The organism is Paenibacillus sp. J22FR83, from assembly GCF_059691955.1.
Genome location: NZ_JCAUAM010000006.1, coordinates 274,965 through 298,968, shown reverse-complemented (window position 1 = coordinate 298,968; position 24,004 = coordinate 274,965). Strand labels below are relative to the sequence as shown.

General features: G+C 44.6%; 19 protein-coding genes. 16 read left to right on the top strand and 3 right to left on the bottom strand.

Annotation, left to right across the window (positions count from 1 at the left end):
• The first annotated feature begins 236 nt into the window (after nt 1-236).
• Together AC58PV_RS13400 and AC58PV_RS13395 are read left to right on the top strand one after the other, a co-directional pair.
• Nucleotides 237-5,237 (top strand): sugar-binding protein, encoded by a 5,001-nt coding sequence (locus tag AC58PV_RS13400; protein ID WP_497432734.1) that lies wholly within the window; start codon nt 237-239, stop codon nt 5,235-5,237.
• Nucleotides 5,238-5,528: 291 nt separating this feature from the next.
• A complete protein-coding gene (locus AC58PV_RS13395) occupies nt 5,529-7,007 on the top strand; it encodes an Lsa family ABC-F type ribosomal protection protein (RefSeq protein ID WP_497432733.1) in 1,479 nt (492 codons plus the stop codon).
• Nucleotides 7,008-7,145: 138 nt separating this feature from the next.
• Here the strand turns inward: AC58PV_RS13395 and AC58PV_RS13390 are convergent, their stop codons facing one another.
• From AC58PV_RS13390 to AC58PV_RS13380, 3 genes are read right to left on the bottom strand one after another with little or no spacing between them, the layout of a single operon-like run.
• Entirely contained in the window at nt 7,146-7,790 is a 645-nt protein-coding gene (locus AC58PV_RS13390) for a response regulator transcription factor (RefSeq protein ID WP_497432732.1), read from the bottom strand.
• Complete coding sequence (locus AC58PV_RS13385) at nt 7,787-9,985, bottom strand: sensor histidine kinase (protein ID WP_497432731.1); 2,199 nt, start codon at nt 9,983-9,985, stop codon at nt 7,787-7,789. The genes AC58PV_RS13390 and AC58PV_RS13385 overlap by 4 nt, the downstream gene beginning before the upstream one ends.
• A gap of 8 nt (nt 9,986-9,993) precedes the next feature.
• Nucleotides 9,994-10,797: a hypothetical protein gene (locus AC58PV_RS13380; RefSeq protein ID WP_497432730.1), complete on the bottom strand. Its 804-nt coding sequence runs from the start codon at nt 10,795-10,797 to the stop codon at nt 9,994-9,996.
• 343 nt (nt 10,798-11,140) lie between these two features.
• Between AC58PV_RS13380 and AC58PV_RS13375 the strand changes: the two genes are divergently transcribed.
• From AC58PV_RS13375 to AC58PV_RS13310, 14 genes are all read left to right on the top strand, one after another.
• On the top strand, nt 11,141-11,329 hold the full coding sequence (locus AC58PV_RS13375) for an Imm7 family immunity protein (RefSeq protein ID WP_497432729.1): 189 nt from the start codon (nt 11,141-11,143) through the stop codon (nt 11,327-11,329).
• Nucleotides 11,330-11,979: 650 nt separating this feature from the next.
• On the top strand, nt 11,980-14,511 hold the full coding sequence (locus AC58PV_RS13370) for a winged helix-turn-helix domain-containing protein (protein WP_497432728.1): 2,532 nt from the start codon (nt 11,980-11,982) through the stop codon (nt 14,509-14,511).
• A gap of 126 nt (nt 14,512-14,637) precedes the next feature.
• Nucleotides 14,638-18,129, top strand: a complete 3,492-nt coding sequence (locus tag AC58PV_RS13365) for an InlB B-repeat-containing protein (RefSeq protein ID WP_497432727.1) — start codon at nt 14,638-14,640, stop codon at nt 18,127-18,129.
• A 235-nt stretch (nt 18,130-18,364) separates the two neighbouring features.
• A complete protein-coding gene (locus tag AC58PV_RS13360; RefSeq protein WP_497432726.1) occupies nt 18,365-18,811 on the top strand; it encodes a DUF1801 domain-containing protein in 447 nt (148 codons plus the stop codon).
• 35 nt (nt 18,812-18,846) lie between these two features.
• Complete coding sequence (locus AC58PV_RS13355; RefSeq protein ID WP_497432725.1) at nt 18,847-19,068, top strand: HD domain-containing protein; 222 nt, start codon at nt 18,847-18,849, stop codon at nt 19,066-19,068.
• A complete protein-coding gene (locus AC58PV_RS13350; protein ID WP_497432724.1) occupies nt 19,007-19,150 on the top strand; it encodes an HD domain-containing protein in 144 nt (47 codons plus the stop codon). Before AC58PV_RS13355 ends, AC58PV_RS13350 begins: the two co-directional genes overlap by 62 nt.
• Nucleotides 19,134-19,325, top strand: coding sequence for a hypothetical protein (locus tag AC58PV_RS13345; RefSeq protein WP_497432723.1), 192 nt, complete (start codon nt 19,134-19,136; stop codon nt 19,323-19,325). The genes AC58PV_RS13350 and AC58PV_RS13345 overlap by 17 nt, the downstream gene beginning before the upstream one ends.
• A 563-nt stretch (nt 19,326-19,888) precedes the next feature.
• Nucleotides 19,889-20,332: an HIT family protein gene (locus AC58PV_RS13340; RefSeq protein ID WP_497432722.1), complete on the top strand. Its 444-nt coding sequence runs from the start codon at nt 19,889-19,891 to the stop codon at nt 20,330-20,332.
• Nucleotides 20,333-20,401: 69 nt separating this feature from the next.
• The gene (locus tag AC58PV_RS13335) at nt 20,402-20,677 is read left to right on the top strand and encodes a hypothetical protein (RefSeq protein ID WP_497432721.1); all 276 of its coding nucleotides are present in this window, start codon (nt 20,402-20,404) and stop codon (nt 20,675-20,677) included.
• Nucleotides 20,678-20,743: 66 nt separating this feature from the next.
• Nucleotides 20,744-21,298 (top strand): ATP-binding protein, encoded by a 555-nt coding sequence (locus AC58PV_RS13330; RefSeq protein WP_497432720.1) that lies wholly within the window; start codon nt 20,744-20,746, stop codon nt 21,296-21,298.
• A gap of 185 nt (nt 21,299-21,483) precedes the next feature.
• Nucleotides 21,484-21,954, top strand: coding sequence for a pentapeptide repeat-containing protein (locus AC58PV_RS13325; protein WP_497432719.1), 471 nt, complete (start codon nt 21,484-21,486; stop codon nt 21,952-21,954).
• 40 nt (nt 21,955-21,994) lie between these two features.
• Nucleotides 21,995-22,480, top strand: coding sequence for a GNAT family N-acetyltransferase (locus AC58PV_RS13320; protein ID WP_497432718.1), 486 nt, complete (start codon nt 21,995-21,997; stop codon nt 22,478-22,480).
• Between the two features lie 40 nt (nt 22,481-22,520).
• Nucleotides 22,521-22,949 (top strand): SRPBCC family protein, encoded by a 429-nt coding sequence (locus AC58PV_RS13315; protein WP_497432717.1) that lies wholly within the window; start codon nt 22,521-22,523, stop codon nt 22,947-22,949.
• Between the two features lie 201 nt (nt 22,950-23,150).
• On the top strand, nt 23,151-23,816 hold the full coding sequence (locus tag AC58PV_RS13310) for an MgtC/SapB family protein (RefSeq protein ID WP_497432716.1): 666 nt from the start codon (nt 23,151-23,153) through the stop codon (nt 23,814-23,816).
• Nucleotides 23,817-24,004 lie beyond the last annotated feature (188 nt).

Sequence of the window (24,004 nt, the reverse complement as noted above, 5' to 3'; positions counted from 1 at the left end):
CTCTGGAAGATTAATGATATAGATGATTTAGATGCTTAAGTAATGGGAAAAGCACTACGTAATTGTATCCGGATGCAAATGCGTAGTGCTGAAAATTCGACGGTCACTGTTAATTGAAACTGTCAATTGAAAGCGTTATCACACTAAGGAGAGGGTTGCCAAATAGATGCAGCGAAGTCGCAGTATCTGCCCCGGCATATGCCGAGAGGCGTAATTAATTTTTGGAGGGATCAAGGATGAGTTGCATTCAAGCTTCTTCAATAGGGAAGTTAAAAGGTTTCGCAGTCCTACTATTTTTGTTTGTTATATTTCTGATTGCCACACCCTCTAGCAATGCTGCTACAACGGAACCTTACAATTGGAAGGATGTCCCTACTGGCGGAGGTGGATTTGTCACCGGGTTGGTGATCCATCCGACGGAACCGGATATCCTTTACATCCGCACTGATGTGGGCGGCATTCTCCGCTGGGACCCGATCAATCATAAATGGATCCAGCTTCTGAATATATTGACGGAAGCCGATAAGGACTTGTACGGTGTTGATAGTATCGCTCTCGACCCGTCGAACCCGGATGTGGTCTATATAGCGGCAGGCAGTCCTTATAGTTATGCCAAAAGTGAAATTCTGAAATCAACGGACCGGGGAGCCACCTGGGAGAAAACCGGATTCCTTCCCAGGTCCAACGGCAATGGACCAGGAAGAGGTCTGGGCGAGCGGCTCGCGGTCGACCCGAACGCCGGGAATATTATTTTCATGGGAACTCGTTATGACGGTCTGTGGAAAAGCACGGCTGCGGCGGGCAATGGGACGTGGCAGAAGGTTGCTACCTTTCCGACAATCGGCAGAGATCCGATCGGATTGAATTTTGTCGTGTTCGATAAGAGCACGGGAACTCCCGGTAATGCAACGCAAACGGTTTACGTAGGTGTGAAAGGCAGCGGTGTGTACCGAAGCATGGACGGAGGCGCAACATGGAGTCTGATGAGCGGAAGCCCGCTGGAGCCTAATCGAGCGGCATTGGCATCCGATGGTACCTTGTACGTTGGTCACGGGGATGAAACCCTTACAGGCAATGGCATGGGTGTAGCCAAGTTTGCCGGCGGCGTTTGGACCGACATTACACCGACAGTGAAAGTGGCACCTTACAATAGTATCACTGTCCATCCGACTAACCCGAACATTGTGATGGCGGCTATTAAAAATGAAGAGATCTATCGTTCAACAGATGGGGGAACGACCTGGGAGAAGATGAACAGGGCGAATACGGTCGCGCACCCTAATATCCCTTGGTGGACCAATAACTTTTGGGGCTCGAATATAGCAAGCCTGACGATCGATCCATTCCACCCGAATCAGGTGTGGTTCACAGACTTCTTTGGCACATGGCGAGCGGAAGATATCACGGCAAGCCCTTCTCATTGGTATACATACGAAGAGGGCCATGAAGAGCTGGTGACATTCGCGCTGCGAAGCACGCCAATCGGCGCGCCACTTCTGAGAGGGGTAGCGGACTTGAATGGCTTTCGCCATGCCTCTTTAACTGCTTACCCAAGTTCTAGATTCAGCATCCCGGATTTGGGGGGGACGACTTCTATCGATTTTCAGGAGAGTAATCCAAATTTCGTAGCCCGGGTAGGCGGTACCCTTTGGTACGGTACTGGTGGTGGCGGTTATTCCACCAACAACGGTGAGACTTGGACGGCGTTCCCCAGTCCGTTAGTCAGGTACGGGAAAGTAGCCGTGTCAGCTGCGAGCGAGACGATGGTATGGGTGCCGGAGAAGAGTGTGCCGCAATATTCAACCGACCGTGGCCAAACGTGGAAGGCCTCAATAGGTGCACCTTCCACCGCGGTCCACGACTACTGGACATGGTATCAGCCGTTGGCGTCCGATAGGGTCAACAACGATACGTTTTATCTGATGGATCGGATGACGGGCACTTTATACCGGAGCACGGACGGCGGAGCCAACTGGTTAATTGCTACAACTTTCTTCTCTCAATTCACAGGAACAGACAGCAACGGGAACCCAACACCGTTAACCCCTTACTTCAATGTAAAAACAGCGCCTACAATGGCGGGCGAGGTGTGGGTCAGTCTCGAATCCGGCGGTCTCTACCGTTCGAGCAACGCCGGAGATACCTTTACCAAGCTTGCCAATGTGCAGCGAGCGAAGCACTTCGCGTTCGGCAAGGGCCGGCTTGGCTACAGCAATCCGACGGTATTTGTCTATGGAACAGTGGACAACACCGTGGGGATATTCCGTTCCGATGATTTAGGTGTTACCTGGGTGAAGATCAACATTTCAAACCCAGCGATCGGCAATGAAGTCACCGTTATGGAAGGCGACCGGCAGGTTTGGGGCCGCGTTTACATCGGCAATGGAGGCTCCGGCGTGTTCTATGGCGAAACCTTGGCAAGCGAAGGAACGGATTTCGAACCGCCTACGCAACCGACGAATTTGGCAGCTATATTGCAAACGGCGACCACCATCAAACTATCTTGGCGTGCATCCACGGATAACACAGGCGTAGTGGGATATAACGTGTACAGCGGGCCTACTATTGTTGGCAGTACCTTGAGCCCATCGGATACGACGTTTAACGTAACGGGGCTGACGCCAAACACAACATATTCCTTTACTGTTCAAGCAAAGGATGCAGCAGGTAACGTCTCAGCCGTAAGCAATTCGCTGAGCACAACGACGGCGCCGCCTCCTTCGCCGCCGACGAATCTGACATTGACGCAGACCTCGATGACCAGCGTAAGTCTGAGCTGGAGCCCGCCCGCCAATCTTGCAGATGTGAGCGGATATAACGTGTACAGCGGCACTAAGTTAATCGGCACGACGCCTAGCACCACGTTTACCGTTTCGGAACTGCTTCCGGGCAAGAAGTTTACATTTACCGTCCGATCCAAGGATGTGGCGAACAGTACTTCTGCTCCGAGCAACGCGCTTGTGGCGACAACAACACCAGGACCTGGAACGCTTATTTTCAGCGACAATTTCGAGGACGGCAACGCTGATGGCTGGACCTCACTAAATGGGAATTGGGCTATAGCCACGAACAATACCAAGGTTTACAGGCAATCCATCTGGACGTCAGTGAATGCTTTCGGTACGGTAGATGCCAGCAACTGGAACGATGGCACCTGGAGCAATTACAGTATTGAAGCCAGTAGTAGAGTGACGTATACCAACAACAGTGCAACAACAACGAATGGCGTTGTGGCCAGGTTTACGAATAAGGACAATCATTACACCTTCCGTTACATGGGCGGAAAACTACAGATCGGCAAATATGTGAATGGGACTTACAGTACATTGGTTCAAAAAAATTATCCAATGGTCCTGGGTGTTACTTACACGTTCACCGCCATATTAAACAATAACAATCTTGACTTTTATGTGGATGGCATCAAGGAATTAACAGCCAAGGACTCCAGTCACAAAACGGGGAAAATCGGCGTGTTTACTTGGCAAACAGCAGCTAATTTCGATCTTGTGGAAGTGATTAGCAACAACGATTTTGTCCCGCCGACGGTGGTCGGGGATTTGACTTCGCCATCGAAGAGCGAGACGACGGTAGATTTGGTCTGGAGCCCATCAACAGACAATCAAGGCGTAACGCAATATGAAGTGTATAACGGGCAGACTTTGGTCGGAACGGTAACGTCGGCAACCTATTCCTATATCGTCACGGGTCTTGCTGCGAACACGACATATACCTTCAGCATCAAGGCCAAGGATGCCGCGGGGAACGTATCCGGAGCCAATCCGCTCCAAGTCACGACCGCCCCATATCTAGTCAAACCAAAGAATACACTGGCTCCGATCACCATCGACGGTTCCCTAAATGAGGGGGTATGGAACATCGCGAATCCGGTGAATAAAACCATTATTGGTACCCCGAACCATACAGCGGAATATGGCGTTTTATGGGACAGCACCTATTTATATATTGGGGTGAAGGTCATCGATAGTGAGTTGAATAACGATTCCATTTATGTTCACAATGATGATTCCGTTGAAATCTATATCGACAGTAATCACAACAAGGCCTCAACGTACGACAGTCATGACCGCCAGTATATCAAGGGTTGGAATGACAATGCATTTTTCGTAAAAGGCGGTCTGCCTACAGCCGTACAGCATGCTTGGGGGACGATTTCCGGCGGATATTCCATAGAAATGGCTATTCCCTGGAGCGAGCTTGGCATTGTACCAACCGCAGGGATGACCATCGGGTTCGATGTGGCGGTCAATGATGACGATAATGGCGGTGATCGCGACAGCCAGTTGATGTGGGCAGGAACGAACGATAACTGGACAGATACGTCCATGTTTGGGAACTTGGAGCTGTCACCCGTAACGATTGGAGATACGCAAGCACCGACGGTGCCGACAAATCTAACATCTCCATCACACACCGATCGGACGGCGACTTTGTCCTGGACTGCCGCAACGGACAATATAGGTGTTACTGGTTATGAGGTTTATAACGGCACAGCATTGGTCGGTACGGTAACATCGACCACCTATACGGTCACCGGATTGACGCCAAGTACATCTTACACATTTATCGTGAAGGCGAAGGACGCAGAGAATAATCTGTCTGCCGCAAGCAATGCGGTAAGCGTCACGATGGATGAGTCGTATACACTGATTCATGTTAAAAAAGCGATGACATCCCTCACGGTTGACGGATCTCTCAATGAACCCGCGTGGACGATGGTGAAGTCTGTTGACAAAGTGGTCAACGGATTGATGAATAATTCCGCAGAATTTGGCGTGTTGTGGGATGACAACTATTTGTACTTGGGAGTCAAAGTCACCGATGCTAACTTGTATAATGATTCTTCCGAGGTGTTCAACGACGATTCCGTAGAGATCTACATTGACGGCAATCACAATAAGGGCACAACATATGATAGCTATGACCGCCAGTACATCAAGGGCTGGAACGACAGCGCGCTATTAGAACCAAGAGGGACAACAGTCGGCTTGCTGCATGCATGGTCCGCAATCTCGGGCGGGTATAGTGTGGAGATGGCAATTCCTTGGAGCTCGCTTGGTATTACGCCAACTATAGGTATGACGATTGGCTTCGACGTAGGTTACAACGACGATGATAACGGCGGCGGACGCGATAGTCAGACGATGTGGGCAGGAACCGCTGACAACTGGTCGAACACATCTGTGTATGGAGAGTTGAAGTTAGCTTTAGGAAACTGACAGTTACTAAATTTTTTCCTTGGGTGGAGTCAAGCTATTGCAAAGTTGAAATGAAAAACTCGTTATGTTAGGATAATATCTAACAATCAAAGGGCTGCAAGAAAGGTAACTTTCTTGTAGCTTTTTAATTTATAAGGAGGAGCACATGAGCTCGGAAACGGTTATTACACATGATTCACTCCGTATAAGTCGTTAGTATCCATTGCACTTATACGGAGTTAAATGAGAATAGATGGATATATACCGACTTTTTATAAAGAAGTAGCGCGTTATAAAAAGGAGGAACCCACCATGTCAATGATTCAAGTACAAAACCTAACATTTTCATATCCCAGCAGCTTTGATCCTATCTTTGAAGATGTTAGCTTTCAAATAGATACGGATTGGAAACTTGGCTTTATTGGCCGGAACGGTCGAGGTAAGACAACTTTTTTCAATCTATTATTAGGAAAATACGAATACAATGGGAAAATTATTGCTTCAGTTGAATTCAACTATTTCCCATACCCAGTCTCGAATAAAAGCAGACTCACCTATGAAATCGTAGAAGAGATATGTCCGAAAGCGGAAGATTGGGAGTTTCTCCGGGAAATATCTTATTTGGATATCGATGCTGAACTGATGTACCGACCCTTTGAAACATTATCGAATGGGGAACAAACGAAGGTTTTGCTGGCTGCACTATTTTTGAATGAAGGGCAGTTTCTATTAATTGATGAACCAACCAATCACCTAGATACCAATGGACGAAAGATGGTTGCTACCTATTTAAAAAGGAAAAAAGGGTTCATTTTAATTTCACATGATAGAAACTTTTTGGATGGCTGCGTTGATCACATCTTGTCCATAAACAGAGCGAATATCGAAGTTCAAAGTGGTAGTTATTCCTCTTGGAAGCTGAATTTCGATAGACAGCAGGAACATGAGGAGAAGACGAATGAGCGATTACAAAAAGATATCGGAAGACTACAACAATCTTCAAAACGTTCAGCCAATTGGTCTAATCAAGTAGAAGCTACCAAGAATGGTACAACGAATTCTGGTTCCAAATTGGACAAGGGGTACGTTGGACATAAAGCCGCAAAAATGATGAAGCGTGCAAAGAACCTGGAATCAAGGCAAAATAAAGCCATTGAAGAAAAGTCAACGTTGCTAAAAAATGTGGAAAAAACGGAGTCATTACTGTTAGAGCCTTTAGTCTACAAATCGAAAGAGCTCATTCAGTTAACAGACGTGGCTGTTAGGTATGAAGGTGAAGGAGTGAATTCGCCAATAAGTTTTAATGTTGTAGCAGGAGACCGCGTCGTGCTCGATGGAAAGAATGGCAGTGGAAAGAGTAGTATTCTAAAGCTTATTCTAGGAGATCCAATTCAGCATAGGGGTACTTTAAATGTAGGTTCAGGTCTTATCATTTCTTATGTTCAGCAAGATACCTCTCATTTAAAAGGGAAGTTAGCTGACTTTATTGAAGACAATCAGATTGATGAACCTATATTTAAATCGATACTGCGCAAGATGGATTTCGAGCGGATCCAGTTTGAGAAAGATATCTCTCAATACTCTGGTGGCCAAAAGAAAAAGCTGCTTATCGCAAAAAGTTTATGTGAAAAAGCTCATTTGTATATTTGGGATGAACCACTGAACTTTATTGATGTGTATTCACGCATGCAAATTGAAGAGCTGATTAACAGCTTTAATCCAACCATGGTTTTCGTGGAGCACGACCAGGCATTCCGAGAGAAAGTTGCAACGAAAATGGTTACTTTATAGGACTAGATGCATGGAACTAACGTAAGCACGATATAGTTGAAGGAATAAAACGGGATCTGCGCTGCGGACCCCGTTTTATTTATAAGGGGAGATATAAAATGGCATTAGGGCACCTCATCGGGTGCCCTAAACTACATGTCACCAAGGATCATTACTCGCTCCCTTCACCATCCGGGTTGCTGCAGTGCGATCGGTGACTTGAAGTTTATTCAGCACTAACGTCACATAGTTGGATACGGTCTTCGCGGTCAATCCTAGCTCTTTGCTTATTTCGCTGTTCGAGTATCCTTCGGCGATGAAATGCAGGACTTCTTTTTCCCGGGAGGTTAATTGGGTAAATTGATCAAGAGTGGAGGATGGCCGGGTTGCAAAATCTATCATTCGTTCCGCTACCTCCGCACTGAATATGGCTTCTCTTGCGGCTACCGAGCGAATAGCGCGAATGATCTCATCCGTGTCAGCATCCTTGAGAAGGTAACCTCTCGCTCCCGTCTTTAAGGCGGTAAGGACCGATGAGTCGTCTTGATGCATCGTCAAAAAAAGTATTTGCACGTCCGGGTGTTTCGCTTTAATCTGTTTGGCTGCTCCTACTCCGTTCAGTCCTGGCATTCGGATGTCCATCAAGATGACATCAGGTGATAACTGATTGCATAGAGTTATCGCTTCCTCGCCGTTCGTCGCTTCGCCTACGACTAACAAGTCATTTACCGTTTCTAAAACCGTTTTGAGTCCTTTGCGGTACATGGGATGGTCATCGGCAATTAGTATTTTCCATGTTCTCACTCTGTGACACTCCCATCTGTATGAAATTGCAAGGGCAGCCATGCCGCAACCCTCGTTCCTCCGCCTTCAGCAACCACGATCTGGCTCCGTCCACCTAGTTCTGCCGCCCTCTCCCGGATGGATGTCAAACCGACCCCACCTTCCGAGGCATGGGACACCAACCGAATCGCATCGGAGATACCAACCCCATCGTCCATAATTTCCACATAAAGCTCATCGATCTGCTTCCCTGTATGCATCGCAATCGTAACCCGGCACGTGCGTGCTTTCGAATGTTTGACGGCATTGGTCAACGCTTCAGATACGATGCGGTATACGGCAACTTCTACGGCAGCGGGTAAAAGGGGCAGTGTATGAGGTGATAATACTTCCAACTGAATTTGCTTTCCCTCATCCATTCTATGCGTATTCATCACATACATTAGACGATCTGCCCGCTGGCGAATAGTTTCAACGAGACCAAACTGATCCAACGCCGGGGGCCGGAGGTTATGGACGAATTCACGAATTTCCTTGACGATGATCCGAATATCGGATTCGAGCTCGGCGACAATACCTTCTGCTCGCGGAGGATCTTTGCGAATCAATGCGCCTGCTGCTGATGCGATAAGGGCCAGAGAAGCGAGCTTTGGAGCCATGTCATCGTGCAGATTGTTGCGAAGGGATCGCCGCTCCTCTTCCCGGGCGAAGATCAGCTTCTCTCTTGATGCTTGAAGCTCTATCATAAGGCGGTTGATATCAAGAGACTGTTGAAGTCCGTGAACGATTCTGGCAGATTCCCTGCCCAGCATATGGAGCAGGCGCATATCGGAATGGCTCAGCGGTTCATCAGGTGACCGCGTAGAGACATAGAGGCTGCCGAGTTCTTGTCCACCAACAACTAACGGAAACCGGAGGGACTCCGGTTCACGTGGGCATCCGGCGATCGCCGCTTCTTGCTCACGATCATTGACGAGTATGGTAATGGAGGCATGAGGCAGCTTCAGCATATCCTTTATCGTCATGACGACCGTTCCAAGAACCTGTTCCGGCGCATAGGGCTCTTTCAAGCGGTCACCAAGGCCGACCAGGAAGGAGACGGGATCTTCTCTTTTGCCATATACGAATCGGTTTACCAGCTTTTCTAGACTTGCCTTCAAAGGAGTGAACAAGACTGCGACCAACCCTGTTGCAATTAGTGGATAGACGTCACTTTGGGATTGAAATACAAGTGCCAGATACCACACCGTCGTCAAATAAATGCCGAATACAGTGACGAGTAGTACTGCGTACACGAAACTTCTGCGAACGATGGGGGGAACCCCCCACAAGCGGTCTTTCAACAAGGCAGAGCCAAGTGCAATAGGAATGGGCAGCATCGTGAGACGAATCGAGAGATCCAGCCAAAATATTTCGCTTTTAAAGAGCTGGGGCCACACGATTAGCAATAGGTTTACACAAATTAACGCTCCGAAAGCGCCGATGAAGCCGAAGGCAACTTTTCGAATGGCCTGCCTTTCTTTCGGAGAGATATTTTCTCGATATTGCGTAAATTGACTATAGGCCAGCGTGGCAAAAAATAAAATAAGCCAGCCAAGCGACAGCCCCAGCGGCCAATTGTCGATATGCATCACGCGAAAAGGTAAGTAATCGGGCACAAAGCGGACAAGGAAGGCAAGAACGGCGGTCCAGCCAATCCATCTACGGGTAATTCGACCACTCGGAAACAGCAAGGCTAGGCACATGAAGCCTGATAGCCCGACATCTTGTGCGAGGGGAATGAGGATATCCGATCCTTCCCATTGGCGGTAGAAGACATTTCCGAACACGAAGCTCACGAGCGTAAAAGCGGCAATCGAGCCGAGTACATCTCTGGGCTTCAAGATCATAATCAGCGTAGCAACGAATGCAAAACAACAGAAATAGAACAAGTCGATTCCGATATGAAGCATGGCTAGGCCTGACGCAGTAAGCCCAAGAGTTTCTTTCCACTCTAAGGATAAGACGCTTATCGTCGTATCCGAGCAAATCTGCGTCGAACTAAAGCATGATTCGAGTAGATAGGAATAGTAGGATGGTAATGATGCCAAATAACATAGGATCAGAAGCAGATTAATAGAGATAACTCCGGTATACAGCGCAAACAGCCACCAGGAATGACGGTGGCCGACCGGGCTGGACTGTACCTGGTGCGACGGCTTATGCAAAGCCTCCATATAGAACATCACCTCATACGTTTGCTGTAAATTGTGACGGAGATATAGATTACGCCGAAGAGAATAGATGCGATCCCGCCTGCAATGCCCCAACTGCCCATGTGGTCTGGGACCGCAAGTGCCGAAACCCCAAGGTACATAAATGTAAGGCTAACGATAATACCGAGTGCAAAAGAACCGGCACGATGCGAAGCTGTTAACAAGCTTCCATACAACAACACAATCAGCATGGCCGTATGTTCGCCCCAGCGGAAATGTTCTCCTGTCTCCGACCATTGCTGAATGCCTGCGCGGATGGCTACCGGGATGAGGAAGATCGCTGCAATCGCCGTCAGCACAAGCAGTGGTCTGGAGTAACCGGTGGATGAAGCTAGTTTTATCGCGGCAGCACGGTTGTGGTAGAACGCGTACAAGATCGTCAGTGTCAGTGTGAACATAAGGAATACAAAAGCTTTCTCTATCGCGAGTTTCGGTGCAGTTGCAGCGAATGTTACCAGAAACAGAAGATGACCCACGGCATAGAAATGAAGCAGCATCGGCTTCTCAAAAGGTCGGCGCAGCAAGGCGATCAGGCTCCCTCCGAACATAAAGGCGATTAGCGCACCATGCGAGACCGCGAGCCAGCGATAGGAATCGGGCACGAACGTTTCTCCGTTGCAGCCCCCGCAATCCGAAGGCAACCAAGGCTCCAACGCCTCTGTGGCTCCCTGCAAGAAGAAAAATCCAAATAACGTAAACAATACCGCAACAACAACAAACCCAACCTGCTTCCATCGCTTTGGTTGTTCGTTCACATTCAATAAGGTGTTCATTTCATCAATCCCCTCTCAATCATCATGGGATCAGCATATCGAAACAAGATCCATAAGGAATAGAGGGGAACTCCCGATTATTCGGGAATGACGTCAGGAAATTAATTCGCGTTAATAGACATGATTCCCTGCTGCGTATATCCGTTAAGCGAAGAGATGAGTAAATGGACCGTAACCAACATTTGATTCGAATGCGATTGTCTTTTGAAAATAAAGTTGTAAACTGAAAAAAATAAAGGGTTAGACCGAAAAATAAAGTTCTAAAACAAAGGGATGGGTTAGATTCTTGGACCATCTCAGGTTTACATAATCATAACTCGAGTTATGTGCTTGAAATATATAAATGGGTATCAGAGAACCTTCCAGGCTCTTATGGTCTTTTATAATTCATGACGATGAAGATGTTAAAGATAACAACAATTTTGTTATATGGAAGCTGGCTCGTGGGATTGTCACTCATGAGTCGGACAGTTTGCTGTCTCCATATATCCCAGTCGTTGAGGATGAATATGACCAAAATAGAAATGATTAAATAATCGTTGGTTCATTACGCTAACGGATACGTTAGCTCAGCTTCAATATTTACATAATGCCGCCGAAATGTATTAATAGAAACACTGTAATTAAGCAGGGGGAATCCAAGAGGAAATGGAACAGGATCCCTATATAATGCTAATGGTTACCCTTAGTTCTGAAGTAGAAATCGAGAATAAATTTGATTTCATATCGGATGATATTTGGCACTTAGATACAGAGTGTATATAGGATCAGGGAGACTATCGAAGAGTAGTACAAAGACTTGTCCAATTAACTAAGGGATCACTTAAGTTTACAGAAATTTAATCTCAACGATCGTAGTCACGTTAGAGCAAGGAAGTATCAAAAGGAAATTGTATTACTAAAACTTTCACCAAAAAGGAAACTGTTTTCGAATTAGCGTAGTCTAAAAACAAACGAAAAACGAGACTGGTCAGACAGGGAACGATGGTGTACCATAGATTACACACCTTTCTTTGTTTGCATGGTTGCTAGTCACTCCCATGATACCAAACGAAGAGGGTACTTTTTGTCTAGGAAAGAAAAAACACGATTTATCCCTACAGCCACAAGGGACTCAAGCTAATTTCGCGTAGCCAAAGATGAGTTATTAATTTTTAGAGCTTTTTTGTGGAGGAATCAACAGTGATTGTAAGTACAAAATTTCAGATCCCCCATATACGAAATACTATGGTTTCCCGTCCGAAGCTGATACGTAAGCTTAATGAGGGGATGGAAACTAAGCTGATGCTTGTTTCCGCGCAGGCTGGTTATGGAAAGACAACAGCTTTATGTGAATGGGTGAAACAATGCAGCGCGCTTGCTGCGTGGGTCTCTTTAGATCAGCATGATAATGATTGGACTTCATTTTGGAGTTGCGTAACAGCCTCCATTCAGGAGAGAGTCCCTAACTTTGGCCAAACGCTTGGGCTTCTCCTTGAAAAAGGGCCTTCGGTATCTTCAGAGCCTATGATTAAGGAACTCTTGAATGAACTGAATCATATAAACTGCGAACTGGTAATCATACTTGACGATTATCATTTCATTGAACTCCCCGAGATTCACGAATCATTGATCTACTTACTGGAACATTTCCCTCCACATATTCATCTTTATATTGCTAGCCGTACCGATTTACCGATTCCTACTACCAGACTTCTGGCGAAGGGTGAATTTCATTATATCTCAATGCATGATTTGCGCTTTGAACTGGAAGAGGGGTTCGAATTTTTTCGAGATACGACGGATTTATCGCTAACGAAAGGGCAAGTAACCGAGCTGTTCCATCAAACTGAGGGCTGGGTCAGTGGATTGCAGTTGGCGGCAATCTCTCTGAAACGCAGTACTAATATAAAGCAGTCCATCCAGCAATTTACGGGTCAACAGCATCATATATCCGATTACTTGTTGGAAGAAGTGTTCCTGCATCAGTCGGAAACCATGCGGTCCTTTTTATTGGAAACGTCCATTTTAAGTAGAATGAACCATTCTTTATGCCAAGCAGTAACGGGTCAAAAGAACAGTCAAGAGCAATTGGAGAGACTGGAGCAGTTAAATTTATTCATTATACCCTTAGACGAGGGGCGGAATTGGTATCGCTATCACCATTTGCTTTCCGATTTCTTGCGACAGCTAGGGTCCAGAACGGATTCGGACAAATGGATTCAAGTGCACATCCGCGCGGCGAATTGGTTGGAAAAACATGGGTTTGATGAAGAAGCGGTGGAGCATTATTTAGAAGGCCAACAGTTTATGGATGTTATTCGGTTGATCGAGAAAAATCCCCCTGCCTTGATGCAATCGAAGAGTGCTGCGTTGATGAGGTGGATAACTGTTTTACCTGAAAGCTCCTTTGCGGAGAAGCCAATGATCGAGATGTTTTATATAGCCGTAATGCTGCTAGGAGGTAAGAGGGAAGCCGCTATTCAGAGAATGGAGCAAACCAAAGTCCGGTTTGAAGCACTGCAAGGGAAATTACCCGATGTAGACTGGAACATGGTTATGGGTAATATCTATTTCTATTGCGGTATGGCCTCTTATATCCAAAATGACTTTGTGCAAGCATCGGATTATTTGGCCCTTACAGAACGATATATGCCGGAAGGAAACTACTTTCAGGTGATGGGGGTAAACCGGTATGAAGGGTATAGTAGGAATTATGATCAATTAACTTTAATCAAAGATCTGTATGCGGCGGAAGACTTCCTTTTGAAATGGATTAAAGTATGGGGAGATAAAGAAAATTATCCTTTTATTGGATATATGTACTTGGCATATATCCATTTGCTCTATGAGTGGAATCGCTTGGAGGAGGCAGAATTTTACTTCGGTCAGTCATTGACGCGCAAAGGCCATCAGCCTCTTGCACGAATTATGATCCAATTGGACATCGCTGCATCGCGGATTGAGCAAGCCAAAGGAAATCCAAAGCGAGCGTCCGAACTCTTGGTGCAATTGAAGTCAAAGATTGATTCACCGGATTATGCCTTGTTTGTTGTGAAAATCGAAACGGAACAAGCTTATCTATCTTTGCGGCAAGGCTCGCTCCAAGAGGCGCTTGATTGGTTGCAAAGGTGCGGTCTTGCGCACACGGATGAGGTTTCATTGAATCTTTTGGCAGAGCATCTGATTTTGGCTAGAGTGCTTGCGGCGTGCGAACGAATAGAAGAAGCGCTGTACCTGTTGAAAAGATTATATCTCTTGGTACGCAAGGGAGACTGTCTCCGTGATCACACAAAAGTATTAATTGTGCAAAGTGTGACGCTATGGCATTCGGGTCAAACGGAGGCTGCGCTCATTCAATTGGGCACTGCTTTGGATTTGGCTAAGTCAGATGGATACATTCGTAGTTTTATTGACGAGGGTATTGTCATGGCGGAGATGCTTAACGCTTATTCAAAGGTTCAGGAAGATAGTAATTCTTCTTCGGGTTACTATGTAAAGCAACTGTTGCGTGCTATGAATGATACACCAGAGGATGATCAATCACCGAAAGGAAAACTTACAGGGCAGGAATTTAAAATTTTGCTGCTAATCATGGATAGATTGATGAACAAGGAAATTGCTGAACGTCTGAATATTACGGTAGATACCGTGAAATATCATATTAAAAACATCTACACGAAGCTTGGAGTAAACAATCGTAAACAAGCACTGGAACTTGCAAAGCAATTATAGAGACTTGGTTAAAATGCCTATCCTGTTTTTAAAAAACCTACCCCGGGCGGGTAGGTTTTTTTTTGTTTATTTTAATTTATAGTAGAGGTGAATGTCGAATCTAGACAAAGGTGAGTGAAACAATTTATGAACAAACGTTGGATTTCTTTAGTAATGGGATTCGTTATTCTATTAGGGATGATCCCCACTTTTTCTAGCGCTGCTTCTACCGATAATTGGGTTAATCGGAAACCTAATAACCTTGTTACCAGTAATCAGGACGTCTGCTACGGCAACGGCAAGTTTATGGCGGTGACTGATGAGGGAGCCATCTTAACCTCGAGTGACAGAACAAGTTGGACGAATTACAAACCGGCAACTACATTCAAGCTTACTAGTATCAGTTGCGATAATGGCAAGTTTGTGGTTGTGAGTAGAGCTGGAGATGCATCGTCCTCTAGTGACGGAGTGAACTGGAAAACAGGTTATACCCTCAATAGTTATGCACAACTTTGGGGCGTTAGCTACGGCAAAGGCCTGTATGTGGCAGTGGGGGGCAAAATTGATGATGGAATAGGAGCCGTATACACCTCTACGACGAGTGAGACGCCTGACTTATGGACGGATCGCAATGTAAGCACCACGTCAATACTTAGGGGCGTCACCTACGGCAACGGAAAGTTTGTGGCGGTGGGGAAATATGGAACGATACTGACCTCCAGTGACGGAGCGAGTTGGCCGAGCCAACATTCGGGCATTGAGGCAGATCTTAAAGGCGTCAAATATCTAAATGGTAAGTTTGTGTCCTGGACAGTAGACGGAAAAACGATATTGACCTCCGTTGACGGAACGAGTTGGAGTAAGATCACCACGTCGGGCATTATCTGCGCGGCATGCGAGTCGACAAATTCTGGTGTCCTTCATAGTGTCTCCTACGGCAATGGTATGTATGTGGGGGTGGGACCCGTTAATTCTATCTATACCTCCAGTGACTTAGTGAATTGGACCAAAAGCTATGCGGGTACGAACGGGTCTCTGAATGGCGTCACCTACGGCAACGGCACGTTTATCGTGGTAGGTAACAGAGGAGACATATTTCAAAACTTTGATCCCCCGACGTACACGATTACTTATAACGGCAATGGCAGCACGGGAGGAACCGTGCCAACGGATAGCAATTCATATGCGCAAAATGCAAGGGTAACCGTATCAGGAAACACGGGAAGCTTGGTGAAGAAGGGCAACACCTTCACAGGTTGGAACACGGCGGCCGACGGAAGCGGAACACTATATGCGGCAAATGCAACGTTCGGCATGGGAGTGGCGAACGTGACGCTGTACGCGCAGTGGACGGTCAACCCGACATACACCGTAACGTATAACGGCAATGGCAGTACGGGAGGAACCGTGCCAACGGATAGTAGTTCGTACGAGCAAAATGCAACAGTAACCGTATTAGGAAACACGGGAAGCTTGGTGAAGAAGGGCAACACGTTCGCAGGTTGGAACACGGCGGCCAACGGAAGCGGCACAAGCTATGTGGCGGGCGTTACTTTCGGCATGGGAGCGGCGAACGTGACACTGTACGCGCAGTGGACGGTCAACCCGACATACACCGTAACGTATAACGGCAATGGCAGCACGGGAGGAGACGTACCAACGGATAGTAATCCGTACGAGCAAAATGCAACAGTAACCGTATTAGGAAATACGGGAAGCTTGATGAAGAAGGGCAACACTTTCACAGGTTGGAACACGGCGGCCGACGGCACAGGAACACCCTATGCGGCAAATGCAACGTTCGGCATGGGAGCGGCGAACGTGACGCTGTACGCGCAGTGGACGGTCAACCCGACATACACCGTAACGTATAACGGCAATGGCAGTACGGGAGGAAACGTACCAACGGATAGCAATTCATACGAGCAAAATGCAACAGTAACCGTATTAGGAAACACGGGAAGCTTGATGAAGAAGGGCAACACCTTCACAGGTTGGAACACAGCGGCCGACGGAACAGGAACACTATATGCGGCAAATGCAACGTTCGGCATGGGAGTGGCGAACATGACGCTGTACGCGCAGTGGACGGTCAACCCGACATACACCGTAACGTATAACGGCAATGGCAGTACGGGAGGAGACGTACCAACGGATAGCAATTCATACGAGCAAAATGCAACAGTAACCGTATTAGGAAACACGGGAAGCTTGTTGAAGAAGGGCAACACCTTCACAGGTTGGAACACGGCGCCCGACGGAAGCGGCACAAGCTATGTGCCGGGGGCTACTTTCACCATGGCAGCGGCGAATGCGACGCTGTACGCGCAGTGGACGGTCAACCCGACATACACCGTAACGTATAACGGCAATGGCAGTACGGGAGGAACCGTGCCAACGGATAGCAATCCGTACGAGCAAAATGCAACAGTAACCGTATTAGGAAATACGGGAAGCTTGTTAAAAACGGGCAACACCTTCACAGGTTGGAACACGGCGGTCAACGGAACAGGAACACCTTATGCGGCAAATGCAACGTTCGGCATGGGAGCGGCGAACGTGACGCTGTACGCGCAGTGGACCGCCATTCCTGATGGAGGTAGCGGTGACGGTGCTGGCAGTGGAGGTGGAGGTGGCATCCCAACACCACCAGATGACAGCAAAGTTATCTCTGAGAATGGTGAATTATCGCTTCCCGCAGGCAAGACGGGTAAGGTTAGTTTGGGAGATACAGTCACAATAGATATTCCGGTAAAAGCAACGGACAAAGAACTGAAATTAACGATTGAAAAACTTACTGGAACTCAAGATCTTCTAACGGATGAAGACGTTCTAGCTAGTCCGATCTTCGAGATTCTAAAAAATTTCTCAGAGAACTTCAGTAAACCGGTAACACTGACTTTTAGGTTTGATCCGACAAAATTGAGCGGTGATCGAAGAGCAGCCGTGTTCTATTATGATGAAGTGCAGAAGAAATGGGTGGAAGTTGGCGGTGTTGTTAGCGGTAATCAGATTACCGCAGAAGTAACCCACTTTACAAAATTTGCGGTAATGGTTGTAGGGCAAGCAACAAGTGAGCCAAAACCAACGCTTAACTTTAGCGATATATCCGAACATTGGGCGAAGGCAAGCATTAAGCAAGCGGTAAGCAGCGGAATCGTCACTGGTTATCAGGACGGCACGTTTAAGCCGGACAAAACCGTGACTCGTGCGGAATTTGCCGTCATGCTGATGAATGCGTTGAAGCCGCAAGGAGCGGGAGCGGCGCTGACGTTCACAGATTCAGCGAAGATCGGAAGCTGGGCGCAGAAAGCGGTCGCGCAAGCGGTGCAAGCTGGTATTATTAATGGCTATGAGGACGGTACTTTCCGTCCAGCTGGGGAAATTACACGTGCAGAGATGGCAGCGATGATCGTGGGTGCTTTGGGTAAATATAGCGAAGCGAATGCCACAGCAACTAGCTTTGCAGACGATGAGGACATTCCAGCGTGGGCAAAAGCTGCGGTTGCTTATGTAAAGCAAGCAAGCATCATGCAAGGGAAAGGCGACAACCAATTTGCCCCTAGGGATCATGCAACAAGAGCAGAGGCAGTAACGGTTCTGCTGAACATGCTGGCTTCAAAAGAGCAAGTAAAGTAAAAATCGTCAACCCAAACTGATTTAGATGTAAATAACAAGGGTTATCCTTAAAGCGGTAAAATTAACTGCTTAGGGGATAGCCCTTGTCTTATTTCAAATAGGAAGTCTTGACTAATGAGGGAGTAGTATTATAGAACCGAGCGAAAGGGCTACAGTGAGGCAGGATAGTAGAGCGCTTATAAAGAACAATATAAGAAGCAGAGAGCAATTAATGGTAGGAGTGAGAAGATAACACATGACAATGATTAAGAAATCAGCAGAAGCACCGGGAAAGAAAGCCATAAAACTGTCTGGTCCTCAACAAGTAGCTGACTTTTTAACCAATCTTGAACATCCCTTTAAGCAGGAAATCGAGGAAGTTCGGAAAATCATTTTAAGCACAAATGAAGCTATTACTGAACATATAAAATGGAATGCTCCCAGTTTTTGTTTTAATTCCGAAGATCGTGTGACTTTTAATTTGCAAGGAAAAGGGTTTTTTCGGCTTGTTTTCCATTGTGGAGCAAAGGTGAAAAATCATGCAGGCAATGGGAATCTGTTTGAAGATACCACTGGGCTATTAGATTGGGTTACAACTGACAGAGCTACGATAAAATTAACGGATATGAACGATGTGGAGTCTAAGAAAGAGAAGCTAGCAGCAGTTGTAGCTAAGTGGATAGAAGTGACGTGTTCGGAGTAGGATTCTTGATGAATTGCTAGGAGGGAGAAGTTTTGATGTTTACCCGTATTACTCAGTTAATTAATTTTCTTTCCGTATTAGATAAATTTAAAACAATTGAACGTAAAACCTATGTATCGAATACAGCACGGCGTGAAAATGATGCAGAACATACCTGGCACATGTGTATGTTTGCTATTTTGTTACATAAGGAAATTGGGTACGAAGTTAAATTTAGAGAAAACTTTGAAATTGATTCTAATTCACGATTTAGTTGAAATTTATGCTGGTGATACATTCACCCATGATATAAAGGCACGTGTTGGGAAAAAGTTGAGAGAAGATGAAGCTGCACGTTAATACAAAGGGAAAGGTTTGGAAAGAAAATCAGATTGCACCTGAGAAAATATTAGCTTATAACGAAAGCTGGAGACATCAGAATGATTCTTTTTCGGAACTATTTAATTATCTATGGGATAGCGCAAAAAAAGAAGGTTATCTATATAAATCTGAAGATAAATCAGGTAATGAATGAAGTTAATAGGGAACGTTAGCTAAAAAAAGGGAGTAGGTAGCCGTGATCGGCAACTGCTCCCTTCTTTAATTGAAGTAACAAAACGGAAGTATCGAATCATCAGGAGATTCATCTTGTAGTTACTCAGAATAGAAAAATCAAACTATAAACTGAACTATTGATATATTGTATCTCCGCGGCAGCCTATTGTTGAGATGTTCTTTTTCCTAATTATAGTAATATAAATAAGGGGATATTTTGTGATTTTGGGGGAGTAGTGATGGGATATTCGAAATGTAGGTGGTTTCTGGTAATAGGCAGTCTGATAATTACCACTATCGCTTTAGTGATTTTTGCACCTAACTACTTTGCAAACAATCCTTCAGAAAATCCTGTCATAAGAAGAGTCGCATCTAGCAACGCTATTGATGTAACTGATACACGTAGGCTTGTGGGATGGGTAGATAATGTATTTGTCGGGAAAGTGTTTACAGCGATATGTTAATTGCTAACGAAGAAGATAAAAAGAACTAATTGAAACATACACAGCAGCTTATAAAAATGAAATCAGGGGGAACTAGAAAATGCAGAAGAGTACATGTTTTGGATGCCAACTTGCTAATAAAACCATTGAAATAAACACTGTTTATGAAAACAATTATGTTACTTGCATAATGGATATCGCACCATTAAATGAAGGTCATATTCTAATTCTTCCTAAACAACATTTCCACGATGTCGATGATTTGGATGAGATTACTGCAAGTGAGATTATAAAGACATCCATACTCCTGACAAGATCGCTAAAAGCATTATTCCAACCTGATGGGATTACCATCATTCAAAACAATGGGCAATTTAATGATTTAACACATTATCATATGCATGTCTTCCCACGTTATGAGTCCGATGGGTTTGCATGGGTCGAGCCAATCGACAGCAGCAATGCTAAGGGGCGTTTAAAAGATACTAGTGAAAAATTGACGGAATTCATAAACAAACAATTGTTACTCCAACAGGGAGATTAGCGAAACCTAAATGACTTTTATAACGTCTAATTTTAAATTACCAATTTTAGGGAAAATGGAGAGGGAGACATGTCGCAAAAAAAGGGCTATGTATTTTTTATTCTGATTTGGCTTACAGTTTTAACAATTTGGGCAGTAAATAAAATAGCGGTACCTCTTAGCAATAACTTGGTAACGGTTCAAGGTATACCTGGTCAACCAACGACTCAGCAAATTTCTACAGTACAAATTGATAAAGATACTGTATGGGTAATTGAATCCAACAGTAACTTAATCAAAGTTATAACGCACGATACGGATGGTTATCATGTGAAACAAATAAAAATGTCTATCCAAAATCAATAATACTGAATGCAGATAATTGAATATCACGTTTTCTGAAAGTACCTACATAAAGGAGCGATTAATCATATGAATCGCCTAGTAATTATGACAGTTGGAATAACGCATAGTGGAAAAACTACCTTCGCTAATGAATTGGAATCTGCCTTACAGCAAGCTGTAGTCATTGATCAGGATAATCATGCTGAATTTATTAATAGTCACTATAAGAAACTTCTCCCTATAGAAGGACCTAATACACTAAAATTCTCTATTACCAATACGATTGTTGAATACGCTACAGTGCAAAGTAATTTTCATATCATTTTAAGCAATTGTAATCTAAATAAATCGGGACGAACAAATGTGCTCAGATATTTTCATGAAAAGGGATTTAAAAGCATTATTGTTTACTTTAATTTACCAATTGAAATACTGAGAGCACGAGTTGAACAAACACAAAGAAGTAAAGCTATTTTCAGAAGCGCATCGAGCTTTATAGAAGTGTTGGAGCGACAAGGAAATTCGGGGGAAATACCACCTAGTAAAGACGAAGCTAATTATCTATTTGAAATAAAAGATCCCAGTACTATTCCGGAAATAATACAACAGATCAAGCAATCCTCGGTCAACATAAGCGTTTAGCATTTCCGAGATTAAACAAACAGAGTGCGATAAATATCTAGTCATGAGAAGAAATTTTGTTAGGGACGGTTTATTGAGAAAGGTTTGGCGCTAACCGAGAGATACTCTATTATAGATGGAAAATAAAGGAATATTAGATATGGTGTCGAACAATTGGTCAAATGATAATATTGGAGGTTATGAAGATGGAATTAAAGGTCGAACGTCTAGATTTTGAAATGGCTGATATCTCGGGATCGAGGTTTCATAAGATTAAAGCTGAAGCATTATTTTTTGACAATGTTAATTTGACAAAGACACAGATTAATAATGCAAACATGAGCGGAATGGCATTAAATGATGTGAATATGTCTGATTTTAAAATTTTGAATGCTAATCTATCACGCGCTGAAATCAAAAATGCCAATTTTAGTCATGCTGTTGTTGACCATGTTCAATTAATTGGTACTGAATTTCGAAATGTTGTTCTCCCTATGGAGGGTGATGGTAACTACAATTCAGCAGGCGACTATAAACCAGTTAGCTTTGTAAACTGTAATTTATCTAATGGACAACTAACAAACTGTAATTTAGCAAATCTGGATATTCGTGATTGTGATATCTCTGGGTTGAGAATTAACGGGGTGTTAGTAGAAGATTTATTAAAAAATAAGTAATCCCAGAACTGAAAATGACAAAAAATAGAGGTCGGTAAGTATGGAGCTAATCAAGGTTTCTTTTGAAAAGAAGATGATACTAAGGAACCTAATGGAATTATATCAGTATGATATGAGTCAATTTGAAGATGATAGTGAAAACGATGTAAACGAATATGGTCTGTTTGACTATATGTATCTTGACCACTACTGGACGGAAGAAGGTCGAGTTCCATTCTTTATTAGGAAGTCCGGCAAGTTGGCTGGGTTTGTTTTAGTTAGGGAGCTTACCACGGATTCAGACTGTACATCGCCAAAATACTCGATTGCGGAGTTTTTCATACTACAGAAGTACCGTGGGCAAGGGATTGGAAAAGAAGTTGCATTTAAAGTGTTCGAGATGTTTAAAGGTGCTTGGAGCGTGTCCTGGTTGGAAAAAAATGGGCCCGCACAAGCGTTTTGGACGAAGGCTATTATGGAATACTCAAACGGTAATTGTTCGAAAACCGTATACGCAGGAAACCCAACACTAGAATTTATCTCATGATATTGTTCAGCACAGTGGACATTTAGAAAGGAGTAAAGACATGGCAAATATCGAGCATTTGCAAACCGTACGTGTTCCAGCGTCGAAGGTATATGAAACGCTAACCACTGCTGAGGGATTGTCGGAAATATGGACCAATGAACTCATTATTAATAATGAGATTGGCTTAATTAATGAATTTCGATTCGGCAGTGATGACATTACTAAGATGAGAATAGAGGAATTGATTACTGATAAAAAGGTCGTTTGGCAGTGTATAGATTCAGATCCTGAATGGATTGATACGACGATTTCCTTCGATATTCAAGAGAAGAACGGGAAGTCTTATATTACTTTGCGTCATATGAACTGGAAAGAAGTAACGCCATTTTATCGCTCCTGTAACTACAACTGGGCTATTTTCCTGTATAGTCTCAAATCTTATTGTGAAGATGGTGAAGGTATCCCTTATCAAAAACGTAAGTTTTGATCATTGCTGTTATATTGTTCATTCTAGTAACAGATAGTGCAACAAAAATAAACTATAAGAATAGAAATATCCCCTCTTATCATTACCTTGACACACCTGAATGAATGCGTTAACATCTTCAAAAGACTTTCCCTCATTACTACCTTTTTAGAGTAGGTTCAAATAATTATTTAATTTCTTTGAAACAGGAGGCGAGCTTCGGTGGAATATGATTTTTTATTGCGAGTCGTCTTAGCCGGTGTTTGCGGGATGCTCATTGGATATGAACGTAAAAGCAAAATGAAGGAAGCGGGCATTAGAACTCATTTTGTAGTTGCTGTCGGTGCAGCTCTTATGATGGTAATTTCCAAATACGGTTTTCAAGATATGACAGGAAATGTGGGGATTGCTCTTGACCCGTCGCGAATTGCTGCTCAAGTGGTTAGTGGTGTTGGCTTTCTCGGAGCAGGCATGATATTCATGCAACGGCACACGGTGAAGGGGCTGACGACGGCTGCAGGGATATGGTTGACTGCGGGAATAGGTATGGCTATCGGGGCTAATCTTTACATAGTAGGAATAGGCGCTACGCTTCTTATTTTAGTAGCCCAGAAGTTATTGCACAGTAGAACTGGTTGGCTGGCTACTCCTAAGACGGAGCAGTTATCCATTCATTTGAACAATGAACCGGGCTCAGTCGATATGGTTCAGAAATTGCTTAAAGAAAACGGCTTGAGCATTCTACATTTTCATGCTGAGAAATTAAAAGATACCTCCGAACTTGTTCTGGATATTACCGTTAAATTGCCCGCAACTTATGAATTGGATCAACTATTACCTCTCATTCAAAATGTCGAATCCGTTACAATGATTGAGATCATTAAGTAATAACGAGTAGTGTAATTCCTCGCAGCCCATTGCTGTGGGGAATTTTTTAAATAAACATCCGTTCCCTGTTTGTTCTTGGAGCAGTTACTATTCTTCTTTGATGTGTGACTCCTAAAATCGATACGTTCTCCGATAAGCCGAAGGGCGCTATACTTTCTGTAGGATACAGCAATGGCATGCAAGAGCTT

Coding starts and splice junctions, on each gene's coding strand:
- AC58PV_RS13360 (WP_497432726.1), top strand. CDS start 18,365: ATGACAATGATTAAGAAATCAGCAGAAGCACCGGGAAAGAAAGCCATA.
- AC58PV_RS13400 (WP_497432734.1), top strand. CDS start 237: ATGAGTTGCATTCAAGCTTCTTCAATAGGGAAGTTAAAAGGTTTCGCA.
- AC58PV_RS13340 (WP_497432722.1), top strand. CDS start 19,889: ATGCAGAAGAGTACATGTTTTGGATGCCAACTTGCTAATAAAACCATT.
- AC58PV_RS13375 (WP_497432729.1), top strand. CDS start 11,141: ATGGGTATCAGAGAACCTTCCAGGCTCTTATGGTCTTTTATAATTCAT.
- AC58PV_RS13345 (WP_497432723.1), top strand. CDS start 19,134: ATGAAGCTGCACGTTAATACAAAGGGAAAGGTTTGGAAAGAAAATCAG.
- AC58PV_RS13355 (WP_497432725.1), top strand. CDS start 18,847: ATGTTTACCCGTATTACTCAGTTAATTAATTTTCTTTCCGTATTAGAT.
- AC58PV_RS13380 (WP_497432730.1), bottom strand. CDS start 10,797: ATGAACACCTTATTGAATGTGAACGAACAACCAAAGCGATGGAAGCAG.
- AC58PV_RS13320 (WP_497432718.1), top strand. CDS start 21,995: ATGGAGCTAATCAAGGTTTCTTTTGAAAAGAAGATGATACTAAGGAAC.
- AC58PV_RS13365 (WP_497432727.1), top strand. CDS start 14,638: ATGAACAAACGTTGGATTTCTTTAGTAATGGGATTCGTTATTCTATTA.
- AC58PV_RS13335 (WP_497432721.1), top strand. CDS start 20,402: ATGTCGCAAAAAAAGGGCTATGTATTTTTTATTCTGATTTGGCTTACA.
- AC58PV_RS13315 (WP_497432717.1), top strand. CDS start 22,521: ATGGCAAATATCGAGCATTTGCAAACCGTACGTGTTCCAGCGTCGAAG.
- AC58PV_RS13385 (WP_497432731.1), bottom strand. CDS start 9,985: ATGGAGGCTTTGCATAAGCCGTCGCACCAGGTACAGTCCAGCCCGGTC.
- AC58PV_RS13330 (WP_497432720.1), top strand. CDS start 20,744: ATGAATCGCCTAGTAATTATGACAGTTGGAATAACGCATAGTGGAAAA.
- AC58PV_RS13325 (WP_497432719.1), top strand. CDS start 21,484: ATGGAATTAAAGGTCGAACGTCTAGATTTTGAAATGGCTGATATCTCG.
- AC58PV_RS13395 (WP_497432733.1), top strand. CDS start 5,529: ATGTCAATGATTCAAGTACAAAACCTAACATTTTCATATCCCAGCAGC.